This is a genomic window from Bacillus sp. FSL W7-1034 (genome assembly GCF_038593365.1).
Classification (GTDB): Bacteria; Bacillota; Bacilli; order Bacillales; family Bacillaceae; genus Bacillus; species Bacillus altitudinis.
The window spans coordinates 1,283,322-1,295,793 of the sequence record NZ_CP151989.1; the positions used below are offsets into that span (position 1 = coordinate 1,283,322).

Below are 12,472 nucleotides of genomic sequence, written 5' to 3' on the forward strand. Positions count from 1 at the left end.
GCGCACTTGATGGAGAAAACACAGATCATCCGTATGGCAAAAGAAATCATCGCATTAGATGTGAAGAGGGATGAACTGCTGGAGCAGTTCATGCAGGCTGCAGGTCAGAATGCACATGCTCTTCTTAGAGCCGTACAAAATGATTTGTATAAAAAGTCCTCATAAGCACCCGATCCATATCCATTGATAGGAGGGGAGAAGTCATGCGGCGTATATTAAAAGAAGCTTTAGCGAAAGAAAGACATTATTATACGAAGCAGCTTTGCTCACTTGGGGTGTATAGCCCTGATATGACCAAGAACATGACAATTAGTGACTTAAAAAAAGAGTATCATTTCTTTTTCAACAAAACCGATCGCTATCTTTAACATCCCTTATCATGTGCGTTGTCACATGAAGGGTTCTTTTTTTGTGTGTTTAATATTATAGCAATATTGAATTTTGTAGAAATTTGACGAATCAAATGTAAGAAAATATAGAGCCTTTACAGATTATGTTAAAATTTGTCGTAACATGATGGTTTGCTGGAAAAGCTTTTTTTCGAGATGATTGTGAAAAATAAGAAGGATTTTAAAAGTTTATATCGAAATCTTATACATAACACGAATGGAGTCACTTATGTGGTTGAAAGGGTTTTCAAAAACGTACTTCTATTTTTTACGAAAGGCTCCAACTGCACCGCAAGAAAGCCTTGAAGTTAAAAAAATATTATAAGAGGTAGATATGTGATGAGACTATCGTTTAATGAAGAAGAAGTAGAACGTTCAATGACGCTTTACAAAGTTTTTGCAAGGGCATTTAAAAGCGTTTCCGAACACAGTATTAGAGACAGCAAGGAGCATGGATTCAATCCAACTGAATTTGCCGTTCTCGAATTACTGTATACGAGAGGTGCTCAAAAACTTCAGCAAATCGGCTCAAGACTCCTGCTTGTCAGCGGGAATGTTACGTACGTAATTGACAAGTTAGAACGAAATGGTTTCATTGAAAGAGAACAGGACCCAAAGGATAAGCGGTCAGTTTATGCCCATTTAACAGATAAAGGGCGCAGTTATTTGGATAAAATTTATCCAATCCATTCTCTTCGAATTGCGCGGGCGTTTTCTGGTCTTTCGCGTGAAGAACAGGAGCAATTAATTAGTCTGCTGAAAAAAGCAGGTATTCACAGTCAGCATTTGTTATTTAGATAAAACGAAAAGGTGCCATGGTTGGCACCTTTTTTATGTATCCAGCTGATGAGCAGGATAGGCGATAAATTTTTCAATGTCACTAGCTGGAAGTGGCTTGGCATAATAAAAGCCTTGTAGATCGTCACAGCCCTGCGCAGATAAAAGTTGCGCTTGTGCAAAAGTTTCAACACCTTCAGCAATGACTTCTAGAGATAGCTGGTGCCCCATTGCAATAATAGCCCCTGTGATTTGCTCAGACTTTGAATCGCTCAAAATATCCTCGATAAATGATTTATCAATTTTCAGCCGGTGAATCGGCAAATCCTTCAAATAGCTTAAAGAGCTGTGGCCTGTACCAAAATCATCAATACTAATACGGACGCCAAGTTGTTTTAGAGATGTCAGTACTTGTTTTGACTGCTTGATGTTGTCCATTGTCATGCTTTCTGTCACTTCAAGCTCAAGAAGTGATGGTTGAAGGTCGTATTTTTTTAGCGTTAGTTTGATCAAATCAATTAAGTCTTCAGAGTTAAACTGCTTAGCAGATAAATTGACCGCTACAGGGATTTTCAATTGCTTGTCATACCACAATTTTGCCTGCTTACATGCTGTGTCAATGACCCACCTTCCAATATCGATAATCAGGCCCGATTCTTCAGCAAGTTCAATGAAAGCCTCTGGTGATTTTAGAGAACCGTCTGGTGCTTTCATTCTTAAAAGGGCTTCAACACCTGTCATCTGTCTTGTTTTGGCGCTGATTTGCGGCTGATAATGAAGCACAAACTGCTTTCTTTGAATGGCATCTCGTAGCTCTAGTTCGCGATTGAGTCTGTCCTCACTCAATCTCTCCATAGATTCAGTAAAGAATTCATAGCGGCTTTGTTTATGTTTCTTTGATAAATACATGGCCATATCTGCTTTTCTCATCAATTCCATACCATTCTTTCCGTTTTGCGGAGAGATGGCGATTCCAATACTAATGGATGTAATGAGCTGATGGTTTTGAATGAAAAAAGGACGTTCAAATTGGCGAATGATGTTTTTCAAAAGCTGTTCAATTTTATGTGTGTTATGCTCCATGTGAGGAAAGATCATTAAAAATTCATCCCCGCCAATTCTTGCAATAAAGCCATTGTCAGGCAAACATTTGGTTAGTCTGTTTGCGGCCGCTTTCAACAGCAGATCGCCTATGTTATGACCAAGGGCATCATTAATAATTTTAAACCGGTTTAAATCAAGAAAAAGAACTGCCGTTGACGTTTTTGTCTCTTCTTGAGCGGATAAAACATCATTTAAATGATTAATTCCGTGACGACGGTTCGGAAGTTCAGTTAATGCATCATAATGTGCCATCACATGGATTTCTTTTTCAGCAATCTTCTGCTGTGTTAAATCCTTTAAAACGAGATAAATGCTGTCAAGTGTATGGTTGACGTGTACGGGTATGTATGTAACATGATAATAATAAAAACGATCTGCTGCTTTCAGTTCTGCTTCACGCGTAATTGCTTTTTTTGATTGATAAATAAAGTCTTCCCACATCTCAGTCGGCATGACGTATTGACTCACATCATCACCAATCCAGGAATTGCACATTTTCAAAATGTGTTTGCCTGGGTCATTCGCCGATATCACTTTTCGATCAACAGATAACACGATAATAGCATCTATATTATGTTTGATCAGTGATTGGAACCGCTGTTCATTTTCTTTTAGCTGATCTGATTGTGACATAATCCGTTGATCAATATAGGCGCCGAAAATCATGAGTGATTGGACGATAAGCGTCATCAGGCCGATGAAAATGGACAGGCTAAATGGTGACATTTCAAGAGAACCACCCGTAGCGACCTGACCATCTGAATGAAAAAACATCGTCGAAGACGCCATGCCAGTGTAATGCATGCCCGCAATAGCACCGCCCATCATCAGTGCACCCGCTATTTTTAACAGCTGATCCTCCCGCCTTTTCTCAGAGCGATGGAGCCGGAAAAAAAGGTGTAATGAAAAGAATGAAGCGAGCGCACCAATAAAAAACGAAAGAAAAAAGAGAACAGGATCATAGCTGATGGTGACATTCGCCATTGATTCCAATCCGAGGTAGTGCATGCTGCAAATAGCTGAGCCCATCGTGATCGAACTAATCAAAAGTCGCCTTGTGGAAAGTTGCTGCTGAATACATATTGAAAAAGCAATGAAAGAACCGATAAAAGAGGCCAAAATCGATAAAATGAGTAAGGGTGTTTCATATGTGATACCAGATCGTAGATGAAACGCCATCATGCCAATAAAATGCATTGACCATATTCCCATCCCCATGATCATCGCACCAATGATCAACCATACTCTTTTCTTTGCGCCGCTCGACTGGATCACCCGGCTGGCTAATTGAAGAGCTGAGTAGGAGGCGACAGCGGCGACAGCGACTGACAGAAAGACAAGCCATCCATTGTAACTTCCTGTTAAATGTGTCATGTAAGAAAACCTCCTGTATCTAAAAACAGACATATACTTAATATATCGGATCAAGTGGCGCCTGTGTTCACTTTTCCTTTACTTAAAAAGGGCATTCAGCATTTTTTTTGAACATTTTTTATAGTAAAATCAAATTTAATGTAAAAAAACGAAGAAAAGTGAATCATTTTTGGTTTTTTATTCGTTTAATAGGTGGCACGGTACGATTTGCAAGCATAGCCTGTCAAACTGATTATGTGTGAAAGGGATTGATAAACATCGAAGATTTTATTATTTCATTAGCTGATGCCTTTAAGAATTTGTCGTACTTCGGCATCTTTCTTGCATTATGCATTGAATTTGTTCCTGCTGAAGTGGTGTTGCCTCTTGCAGGTTACTGGGTTTCAAAAGGGGACATGGCCTTCATCGGTGTTGTGGCTGCCGGTTCTATTGGCGGTGTGGCAGGCCCCTTGACCTTGTACTGGTTAGGGCGTTATGGAGGGAGACCCTTTTTAAATAAATATGGGAAGTATTTCTTTGTTAAACCTGAGTCACTTGATAAATCGGATGCTTTTTTTGAAAAGCATGGCGGATTTGTTGCGTTTAGCGGCCGGTTTATTCCAGGGGTCAGAACCCTTATTTCCATTCCGTGCGGGATTGCGAAGATGAATGTGTGGGTTTTTTGCCTGTATACGTTTTTGGCGATTACGCCGATTACATTTGTGTACGTGTATTTAGGATTTGTCCTTGGAGAGAACTGGCAAGAGGTTGGAACCATTTTAGAACCATATGTATTGCCGATTGGAATTGGTGTGCTCTTGTTGTTTGTTGTCTACGTGTGGCTCAAACGAAGAAAAAGAAAAACAGAAACACCAACGGCTTAATCAGCGGGTGAAGATGAAAAGTCACCTGTTGACAATCCGGGGTCTGTTGATTATGATATAAGTAATCTAAATATTCTTAATCCCACCAAAGGGGAGTAGCGTCCGGTTATCACCGGAAACAAAGTCGTCATTACATGGAATCTCATTCCATCGGCTTTGTTGGCATGATTTACATATCACATGTCTAGCAAGACCTTTGCCATTACAGGCAAAGGTCTTTTTTGCATTCATAAGCCTTTGTCTGTTGTGGGACAATAGATAAAAAATAAGGAGGAATGATGATGGATGCAGCAATTATTTTAGAGTACGGGTGGGTTCTTCTCGTATTGATTGGATTGGAAGGCATTTTAGCAGCTGATAATGCGCTGGTTATGGCTGTAATGGTCAAACACCTTCCTGAAAAACAAAGAAAAAAGGCATTGTTTTACGGACTTGCGGGAGCATTTGTCATGCGATTTGGTTCTCTTTTTCTTATTTCGTTTTTAGTAGATGTGTGGCAAGTTCAAGCCATTGGCGCAATTTATCTTCTCTATATTTCGATTCACCATATTTTAAAATCGCACGTATTTAAGAAAAAGGAAGCAGACACAAACATGAAACAAAGCGGCTTTTGGGCAACCGTCGTGAAAGTTGAGCTTGCTGACATTGCATTTGCAGTAGATTCTATTTTAGCAGCCGTTGCATTAGCTGTGACTTTGCCAGCAACAAACCTTCCACAAATTGGCGGGCTTGATGGCGGTCAATTTATTGTCATTCTATTAGGCGGTATCATTGGTCTAGTGATCATGAGGTTTGCGGCGACTGTATTTGTGAAACTGCTTAAAACGAGACCAAGCCTAGAAACAGCAGCATTTGTCATTGTCGGATGGGTTGGTGTGAAGTTGACGCTCTATACACTTTCTCATCCAGCCATTGGGATCGTGTCCTCTCATTTCATTCATTCAACATTATGGAAAATCATTTTCTGGACGGTCCTTCTCGCGATTGCAGCATTTGGTTGGTTTTTATCAAGTCCATCAAGAAAAGGCGGCCAGCAAAACGAGGAAAAACAAGAGATTCGGCTGGAAGAGTAGGTTTTTTGAAAGAAATATCATTTCATTTTCATAACACGTATATTACAAAAAAGGGGGGGATACCCCCTTATTTCTTTGCTTTTAAACGAAACGTTGTAAAGTAGATAAAGAAATACATGTCACAATTGAGTAACAGGAAATGAATTCCTCATTTCTTCCTTTGCGCTTCCCTCATAAATTAGCTATCATAAATGAGTAATATAGGGAGAACTGAGGTGAAACCATTGCTTAGCCTTTTGTTTAAAAAGGGAAAGAAAAAGCAAACATTAGAGCAGTCGGCAATCAACATCCAACAGGGTGATACCGAGCTGCAAAATGCATTAATAGAGCAATACAAACCATTTGTCGCTAAGACGGTTTCATCCGTTTGTAAACGATATATAGATGAAAAAGATGATGAATTTAGCGTAGGCTTAATTGCCTTTAATGAAGCGATAGAAAAATACTCTGCCGAAAAAGGCAACTCACTCCTTGCATTTGCGGAGTTAATTATTAAAAGAAAAGTAATCGACTATATTCGAAAAGAAGCAAGAAACGCGCCAACGGTTCAAATGGACCTTCAAGAAAGTGAGAATGGCGAATACTCGCAAAGCATGATTGAAGCAGAGCTTTCTGCAAATGAATATAGGCGTTTAATTGAACAAGAACATAGAAGAGAAGAGATTGAACATTTTAAAGAACGATTGAAAGTATATGGTCTTACGTTTCAAGAACTGCTTGAGCATTCACCAAAGCATGCGGATGCGAGACAAAATGCCATTAAAGTGGCCCATACACTCGTTAAGCACGATGAACTGAGAACCATTTTATTTCAGAAAAAACAATTGCCAGTCAAACAGCTGGAAAAGCTAGTGGAAGTCAGCCGCAAAACGATTGAGAGAAATAGAAAATATATTATTGCGATGGCGATCATTATGACAGGTGATTATGTGTATTTGAAAGATTACCTTAAAGGGGTGCTTAATTCATGAGAAGAGGCATTATAGTAGAGAAAAACAAAAAATATGTCACACTGCTGACCCCTGATGGACAATTTCTGCGTACAAAGTATGAACAGCAAGACTATGAAATCGGTCAAGAAGTGACGTTTCCGAATGAATCACGTCTCGAAAGAAAAAGAGCCGGTTTTTTTGACCTGCTTCGTTTACGTCCGTTAAATGCAGGAATTCTATCAATTGCAGCAATTATTGTCGTGATTTTCACTATGATGCCATCTTTCTCAAGTCAAAAAGCATATGCATATATGACGATTGACATTAACCCAAGCTTTGAGCTGAAACTCGATCACAATTATCAAGTGATCGGTGTCACTCCGCTGAATAAAGATGCGAAGCAAGTACTGGCCAGTATGAAAGATTTAGAAAAAAACGACATGACCAAAGTCGTGCAGGAAATCATCGATGATTGTGATAAAAAAGGATACGTGAACCACTCTAAAAGCATTTATATTTCAACTGTTTATGAAAACAAGCAGGATCATACATACAAAACAAACGTAAAAAGTAAAATCAGCACCATCTCGGGGGAATATCAAAAGCGCAATTATAAGCTGGAAACTGTGGAAGGTGACCTGGAAACAAGAGAAAAGGCACAAAAAGCAGGCATTTCAACAGGAACTTATATTAGAAATCAAGAAATGCAAGACAACGAACAAGAGGACGTTAAAAAAGAAGATGAAGATCCAGCAGATGACGAGGCTGTCAAAGAAGAAGAGCCGAAAAATGCTGATGAAGATCAAAAAGACGAAGACAAAAAAGATGACATAAAGACAGACGGTAGCGATGAGATGCAGCCGGATAAAGAAGCTCCTGAAGGCGAAGACAAAGAGCAGAAGGAAGTTGAGAGGGAAGAGCAAGGAGCTGTTCAAAAGCCTCACCAAACAAGCCCTAATCTTGACAACAAAGAGAAAAAGGGAAAAGAAGAAAAGGATCGCTCTTTTGAAAAAGACAAAGAGCAAAAAAAAAATCACTCAACTGATCCAGATGAAAAAAAACATCCAAACGGCACATCACGTGGTGATGCTGAAAAGCATGTAAAAAAAAACGACAGTGGTCAGAATCGTCCGTACGGCGAACGTAACAGAGATGGCGTCAAACAAAAAGGAAACAACACATCGCCCTCATACCGTGAAAACCGGGATGAGCCTACATATGAACAGTAAAAAAACGCCAGAATAGATCCGGCGTATTTCACCATGTCTTTATTTAGTTGAATGGCCCATTTGAGATTGCGCCTGCTGTACGAGTCTTTTTGTCATCTCGCCGCCAACAGAACCGTTTGAACGTGCGACTGTATCTGAACCGAGATTCACGCCAAATTCTTGAGCGATCTCGTATTTAAATTGATCTAAAGCTTGTTCTACTCCAGGAACAAGAAGTTGATTTCGATTTGCCATCACATATTCCTCCTTTCACCTCATGTTTGTTGCGCCTTCTTATTTTGAAAAAAACAGCCTGCAATTATGCTGGCAATTGCTGCACAAAAAAGCCGAGGTGATGAAAGTCACCTCGGGCTCAGTTTTAAGCCTTTTTCAGCTGAAGCGTATTAAACATCATTTCTTGCGCTGTGCTTTGCAAGTGAGAAGTGAAAACGGAGAAAACGGTAGAACTGATAATGCCTTTAATCAAATGCCATTGCGGCTTCGTCAATTCTGTAAACTCTTCGTGTAGCTTGTCCGTCTGCTCTTCTGTCATTTCTCGTAAATTCGTTTCCTTTAATGGAAAATGTGTATGGTGATAAATAAAATCAAGGACGTGCGCATATGCTTCATAAAAACGGATGGGGCTGATAATATCATCCGTTCGATCTGTGATCGTATTAAATAAGGCAGATAAAATCGTACGAATAGCATCAAAATCAAATACTGATTTTAAATCCCGGACAATTAATAAAATAACGACTTGATCAATGGAGTACTTCTTGCCAAGCTCTGGATGGCCGATCATATCTTTAATATCGCGCTTGATCCAGTTTTGAATGGCTGTTGATTTAAGTGAAGTCAGCTCACACAAGTTGCCAAGCTCAACGATTTCGTTCGTTGAAAGCCCGTGCTCTGATTTTTGCTTCCGCCGTTCGAGTTTTTCAAAAAAAGAAGGGATTTTTAATTCATCATATTCATGTTCCTTATCGCTTTTTACAGATAAATTCAAAAGCTGAAGCGGAGTCAGATCTCCCTCGCCTTTTAGAGAATACAGAAGTCTCGTCATGTCAATTCTCGTTAATTTAAAAGTCACCATGTTCCACCTCATTTTGTACGTCAAAAACGTGATTATTGATCTAATTCAACATCATAATCTCTTTTTAATGAAAATGCAAAATAAACTAAAATAGGACCGCTGCGTCACAATTTGTTCACTTGTTTGCGGATGCAAGTAGCGTAATCATTGAAATGACGAGGTTTTAGCCAGTATGATAAACATAGTAAAACGATTCCTTTTTCCTTGCAATTTGAGACGTTTATTTTTATAATTTTATTAATAAGTTCAAATGAACTTAATATGACAGCGGAGGTTATGTATGGGTAAAAGAATATTTCTGTTTATATTAACGAACATTCTTGTTATCACTACGATTGGTATTGTCCTATCGGTTATTAGTGCAGCAACTGGTGTTAGTTCTTATATAGGAGCAGACGGAAGACTTAATATCCTTTATCTTCTTGTATTCAGTGCAGTTGTTGGTTTTGTAGGCTCGTTTATGTCACTAGCGATGTCTCGCTGGATGGCAAAAATGATGATGGGTGTGCGTGTGTTAAATCCAGAAAAGGATTCTTTAACATATGATGAGCAGCAGCTTGTTGACCGCGTTCACAGACTATCAAGAGCAGCAGGCCTTTCTAAAATGCCTGAGGTCGGTATTTACCAATCATCTGAAGTAAATGCATTTGCGACAGGTCCTTCTAAAAGAAGATCGCTTGTTGCCGTATCAACTGGATTGCTTCATGAAATGGATGATGCAGCAGTTGAAGGGGTTATCGCTCACGAAGTCGCTCACGTAGCGAACGGTGACATGGTTACAATGACGTTACTTCAAGGAATCGTCAACACGTTTGTTGTCTTCCTTTCAAGAATTGCGGCATGGATCGCAAGCCGTTTCGTTCCACGTGAAGAGCTTGTGCCGATTGTTCACTTTATCGCTGTGATCGTCTTCCAAATTATTTTCTCTATCTTAGGAAGCCTTGTCGTATTTGCTTACTCTAGACATCGCGAATTCCATGCAGACCGCGGCGGTGCGGACCTTGCAGGAAAAGATAAAATGATTCATGCGCTTCGTTCACTAGAGGCGTATACATCAAGAATCAAAGATGATGATCAAGCAGCTGTTGCTACACTGAAAATCAGTGGTAAAAGAAAAGCTTCTCTTTTCTCAACACACCCTGATTTAAACGAAAGAATTAGAAGACTAGAAGCAAAATAAGAAAGATCAAAAGACATTCTGCGTAAGGATGTCTTTTTCTTTTTGATGAAAAAGTAAATAAAGCACAAAATACCTTTAAAATCTTCTTCCTTTTCATTAAAATGATATAGTATTCGAAAAGAAAGATAAAAGAAGGAATAACCATGAATCCAATGAAAAAACTAATCGACCGGCTGTCGGCTTTTCAGTTGATTGCCCTTTATTATTTTCTTGCTGTGACCGTGTCGTTCATTCTACTCAGTCTACCAGTGGCTCATCAAGAAGGAGTCAAATGGACATTTATTGATGCGCTGTTTACAGCTGTGAGTGCTGTCAGTGTCACGGGTCTGACTGTTGTCGATACGTCACAAACATTTAGTGTGACCGGGATGTGGATCCTTGCATTTGTTTTGCAAATCGGCGGTATCGGCATTATGACCCTTGGTACATTCGTCTGGCTGGTTATGCGAAAAAGGATCGGCATTAAAGAAAGAAAATTAATTATGGCAGACCAAAACCAGAGCAACTTATCAGGAATTGTAAAACTCATGAAGCAGGTCTTATATTTAATCTTGCTGATTGAGTTTGTAGGCGGTCTGATTTTAAGTATGTATTTTCTAAAGTATTACGATGTGCAAGGCGCTTTTTTACACGGATTTTTCTCTAGTATCAGTGCCACAACCAATGGAGGCTTTGATATTACAGGGAATTCGTTAATTCCTTATAAAGATGACTATTTCGTCCAATTTATCACGATGCTGCTCATCATTTTTGGCGCTATTGGCTTTCCGGTACTTGTCGAAGTAAAGGATTATTTATTCAATCAAGACCGAAAACATGCATCGTTTTCATTGTTTACGAAAATTACAACAATCACGTTTGGCCTCCTTGTTGTCGTTGGGGCAATTGGGATTTATGCACTTGAAGCCCGGTTCACTTTTCTAGGGAAGAGCTGGCATGAAATCTTGTTTTATTCTTTGTTTCAATCAACAGCTACCAGAAGTGGCGGGCTTTCGACATTAGATATTACGCAATTGACAGAGCCGACACTGTTATTTTTATGTTTGTTGATGTTTATCGGGGCATCTCCAAGCTCGGTAGGGGGCGGAATACGGACAACCACGTTTGCCCTTAATTTACTTGCTTTGTTTCATTTTGCGAGAGGGAATAAGTCCATTAAAATCTTTAAAAGAGAGCTTCATCAAGCGGATATTAATAAATCCCTCATGGTGACGATGATGGCCTTTATTTTAGTGTTTGGTGCTACGTTTCTGTTAACTTTATCAGACCATCATACACTTCTTGAAACTTTATTTGAAGTTTGTTCTGCCTTCGGAACAACGGGACTGTCGCTCGGAATTACGTCTGACTTGTCCGTATTTGGAAAGTGTATTATTATGGTCGTCATGTTTATAGGACGGATTGGAATTCCAAGCTTCTTGTATTTAATTGGCCGCCGGGAAAGTGAAGCGAATTATCATTATCCGAAAGAGCGTGTGATCATCGGCTAACCAGCATTCCTACTGAATGCTGGTTTTTTTATTTCCATTATATAACTGGCTAAATCACAAAGGATGTTCGCAATCTATAGGTAAGAGGTGAAAGAGACGTGCTGGATGTGTTATGGAAAGCAATTGTAATGCTGCTCGTTGGTACTTTGCTGCTGAGAATAGCAGGGCCCAAATCCATTAGTCAATTAACGGTTCAACAGACAGTCATCATGATTTCGATTGGATCGATTATTATCCAACCCTTTATTGAGCATAATTTACTTGAAACCATTTATGCGGCCGCCATTTTTATTGTGGCGCTTGTGATTATGGAAAAGCTGTCGATCCAATTTGATTTTTTTGAAAAATTGGTTTCAGGGAAGTCTGTGGTGATTTTAGAGGATGGGGAAATGCTTGAACACAAGCTGAAAAAAACGCGGCTGACAAGGGATCAATTCAAAATGCGCTTAAAGCAGCAGGGCATCACAGACATTTGCAGTCTCAAAAAAGCAACACTAGAAGCGAATGGGCAAATTGGATATGAGTTAAAGCCTGAGGAAAAACCAGTGACAGTCAAACAAATGAAAGAGCTGTTTGATCAATTGAGCGAAGAACTAAACATGTTAAAAAGGAATGATGACAAATGAAAAGAAAAACAGCAAAAAATGAAGCACTCACGAATAATATGACGCCTACAGAAAGCATGGCACACGATCAAGGACAAACACAATTTGACGAGCAATCAGAAGACCGCCAAGCGAACCGAAATTCTCATCAAGGTAAACAGGGGGGAGCATCTCGTGACTAAAAAACATGTGAAAAGTAAAGATATGAAAGACCATAAAAAACCGATGAACCCCGATATCTTGGAAGAGGAATTTGGCAGCGAGCTAGGAGATATAAACAGCAGTAAATGGATTGATACCTTAATGAAGCCTAAAAAAAACGATGAATGTCACACTGAACAGAAAAACAAAAAATAAATAGAAAAAAACGATCCTGAGAGA

At 39.4% G+C, this 12,472-nt stretch carries 14 protein-coding genes, 1 pseudogene and 1 riboswitch; of the genes and pseudogenes, 12 read left to right on the top strand and 3 right to left on the bottom strand.

Annotation, left to right across the window (positions count from 1 at the left end):
* Nucleotides 1–9: 9 nt before the first annotated feature.
* From NST73_RS06500 to NST73_RS06510, 3 genes are all read left to right on the top strand, one after another.
* Nucleotides 10–165 carry a hypothetical protein gene (locus tag NST73_RS06500; protein ID WP_008346151.1) on the top strand — a complete coding sequence of 52 codons (156 nt, stop codon included), beginning with the start codon at nucleotides 10–12 and terminating at the stop codon, nucleotides 163–165.
* A gap of 38 nt (nucleotides 166–203) precedes the next feature.
* Nucleotides 204–368, top strand: a complete 165-nt coding sequence (locus tag NST73_RS06505) for a hypothetical protein (protein WP_008346148.1) — start codon at nucleotides 204–206, stop codon at nucleotides 366–368.
* A gap of 357 nt (nucleotides 369–725) precedes the next feature.
* Nucleotides 726–1,190, top strand: a complete 465-nt coding sequence (locus NST73_RS06510; RefSeq protein ID WP_088004396.1) for a MarR family transcriptional regulator — start codon at nucleotides 726–728, stop codon at nucleotides 1,188–1,190.
* 30 nt (nucleotides 1,191–1,220) lie between these two features.
* Here the strand turns inward: NST73_RS06510 and NST73_RS06515 are convergent, their stop codons facing one another.
* Nucleotides 1,221–3,644 carry an EAL domain-containing protein gene (locus NST73_RS06515; protein ID WP_342499474.1) on the bottom strand — a complete coding sequence of 808 codons (2,424 nt, stop codon included), beginning with the start codon at nucleotides 3,642–3,644 and terminating at the stop codon, nucleotides 1,221–1,223.
* Between the two features lie 248 nt (nucleotides 3,645–3,892).
* Between NST73_RS06515 and NST73_RS06520 the strand changes: the two genes are divergently transcribed.
* From NST73_RS06520 to NST73_RS06535, 4 genes and pseudogenes are all read left to right on the top strand, one after another.
* Nucleotides 3,893–4,507: a DedA family protein gene (locus NST73_RS06520; RefSeq protein ID WP_039169164.1), complete on the top strand. Its 615-nt coding sequence runs from the start codon at nucleotides 3,893–3,895 to the stop codon at nucleotides 4,505–4,507.
* A gap of 78 nt (nucleotides 4,508–4,585) precedes the next feature.
* A riboswitch (yybP-ykoY riboswitch) is annotated at nucleotides 4,586–4,692 on the top strand.
* Nucleotides 4,688–5,580: pseudogene (locus tag NST73_RS06525) on the top strand (TerC family protein). It overlaps the preceding riboswitch by 5 nt.
* 215 nt (nucleotides 5,581–5,795) lie before the next feature.
* Nucleotides 5,796–6,551 (top strand): RNA polymerase sigma factor SigI, encoded by a 756-nt coding sequence (gene sigI, locus NST73_RS06530; RefSeq protein ID WP_008346139.1) that lies wholly within the window; start codon nucleotides 5,796–5,798, stop codon nucleotides 6,549–6,551.
* Nucleotides 6,548–7,741, top strand: a complete 1,194-nt coding sequence (locus NST73_RS06535) for an anti-sigma factor domain-containing protein (protein WP_335352266.1) — start codon at nucleotides 6,548–6,550, stop codon at nucleotides 7,739–7,741. Before sigI ends, NST73_RS06535 begins: the two co-directional genes overlap by 4 nt.
* Before the next feature lie 39 nt (nucleotides 7,742–7,780).
* Here the strand turns inward: NST73_RS06535 and NST73_RS06540 are convergent, their stop codons facing one another.
* Together NST73_RS06540 and NST73_RS06545 are read right to left on the bottom strand one after the other, a co-directional pair.
* Nucleotides 7,781–7,975, bottom strand: a complete 195-nt coding sequence (locus NST73_RS06540; protein ID WP_008346135.1) for an alpha/beta-type small acid-soluble spore protein — start codon at nucleotides 7,973–7,975, stop codon at nucleotides 7,781–7,783.
* A 124-nt stretch (nucleotides 7,976–8,099) separates the two neighbouring features.
* Nucleotides 8,100–8,816: a DUF1836 domain-containing protein gene (locus NST73_RS06545; RefSeq protein WP_024719639.1), complete on the bottom strand. Its 717-nt coding sequence runs from the start codon at nucleotides 8,814–8,816 to the stop codon at nucleotides 8,100–8,102.
* Nucleotides 8,817–9,096: 280 nt separating this feature from the next.
* Here NST73_RS06545 and htpX point away from each other — a divergent pair, with 280 nt between their 5' ends.
* From htpX to NST73_RS06570, 5 genes are all read left to right on the top strand, one after another.
* Complete coding sequence (gene htpX, locus NST73_RS06550; RefSeq protein ID WP_342499475.1) at nucleotides 9,097–9,996, top strand: protease HtpX; 900 nt, start codon at nucleotides 9,097–9,099, stop codon at nucleotides 9,994–9,996.
* A gap of 143 nt (nucleotides 9,997–10,139) precedes the next feature.
* Nucleotides 10,140–11,486, top strand: coding sequence for a TrkH family potassium uptake protein (locus NST73_RS06555; protein ID WP_007498761.1), 1,347 nt, complete (start codon nucleotides 10,140–10,142; stop codon nucleotides 11,484–11,486).
* A 98-nt stretch (nucleotides 11,487–11,584) separates the two neighbouring features.
* Nucleotides 11,585–12,112, top strand: a complete 528-nt coding sequence (locus NST73_RS06560) for a YetF domain-containing protein (RefSeq protein WP_008346127.1) — start codon at nucleotides 11,585–11,587, stop codon at nucleotides 12,110–12,112.
* Nucleotides 12,109–12,273 carry a hypothetical protein gene (locus tag NST73_RS06565; protein WP_008346124.1) on the top strand — a complete coding sequence of 55 codons (165 nt, stop codon included), beginning with the start codon at nucleotides 12,109–12,111 and terminating at the stop codon, nucleotides 12,271–12,273. The genes NST73_RS06560 and NST73_RS06565 overlap by 4 nt, the downstream gene beginning before the upstream one ends.
* A complete protein-coding gene (locus tag NST73_RS06570; RefSeq protein ID WP_008346122.1) occupies nucleotides 12,266–12,448 on the top strand; it encodes a hypothetical protein in 183 nt (60 codons plus the stop codon). Before NST73_RS06565 ends, NST73_RS06570 begins: the two co-directional genes overlap by 8 nt.
* The last annotated feature ends 24 nt before the right edge of the window (nucleotides 12,449–12,472 follow it).

What these genes read in the sequence shown, in the direction of transcription:
- NST73_RS06500 (WP_008346151.1), top strand. Translation starts at nt 10, where the DNA reads ATGGAGAAAACACAGATCATCCGTATGGCAAAAGAAATCATCGCATTA.
- NST73_RS06505 (WP_008346148.1), top strand. Translation starts at nt 204, where the DNA reads ATGCGGCGTATATTAAAAGAAGCTTTAGCGAAAGAAAGACATTATTAT.
- NST73_RS06515 (WP_342499474.1), bottom strand. Translation starts at nt 3,644, where the DNA reads ATGACACATTTAACAGGAAGTTACAATGGATGGCTTGTCTTTCTGTCA.
- NST73_RS06535 (WP_335352266.1), top strand. Translation starts at nt 6,548, where the DNA reads ATGAGAAGAGGCATTATAGTAGAGAAAAACAAAAAATATGTCACACTG.
- NST73_RS06540 (WP_008346135.1), bottom strand. Translation starts at nt 7,975, where the DNA reads ATGGCAAATCGAAATCAACTTCTTGTTCCTGGAGTAGAACAAGCTTTA.
- NST73_RS06545 (WP_024719639.1), bottom strand. Translation starts at nt 8,816, where the DNA reads ATGGTGACTTTTAAATTAACGAGAATTGACATGACGAGACTTCTGTAT.
- htpX (WP_342499475.1), top strand. Translation starts at nt 9,097, where the DNA reads ATGGGTAAAAGAATATTTCTGTTTATATTAACGAACATTCTTGTTATC.
- NST73_RS06555 (WP_007498761.1), top strand. Translation starts at nt 10,140, where the DNA reads ATGAATCCAATGAAAAAACTAATCGACCGGCTGTCGGCTTTTCAGTTG.
- NST73_RS06565 (WP_008346124.1), top strand. Translation starts at nt 12,109, where the DNA reads ATGAAAAGAAAAACAGCAAAAAATGAAGCACTCACGAATAATATGACG.